The sequence below is a fragment of the Caballeronia sp. AZ7_KS35 genome, assembly GCF_023631045.1.
Classification (GTDB): domain Bacteria; phylum Pseudomonadota; class Gammaproteobacteria; order Burkholderiales; family Burkholderiaceae; genus Caballeronia; species Caballeronia zhejiangensis.
In genome coordinates, this window is sequence record NZ_JALQDV010000111.1 from 1 (window position 1) to 241 (window position 241).

General features: G+C 32.4%; 1 protein-coding gene. It reads right to left on the reverse strand.

Annotation, left to right across the window (positions count from 1 at the left end; translation table 11 throughout):
* A partial coding sequence (locus NCT05_RS36720; protein ID WP_250504810.1) for a hypothetical protein occupies nucleotides 1-241 on the reverse strand: 241 nt, incomplete at both ends.

The window sequence follows — 241 nt, forward strand, 5'->3', positions numbered from 1 at the left end:
ATAGGAGATAATATTAGATAGTAACCCTCCTGTAGACATATAATCTTTTAATATAGATCTGGAGGAGTGCCAATACTTAGGGTAGGCTACATTACCAATTTCATCATAAAAAATATCACTATCATCAGGTGCATCTACCCTATTATCAATAAAGAAGGGTAGTTTAGTTTTAAAGGCAAATCTGCATATAAAAGTATCTCCTCCAAATATAGTTCCTGTTTGGACTTCTGAAGAGTTAATA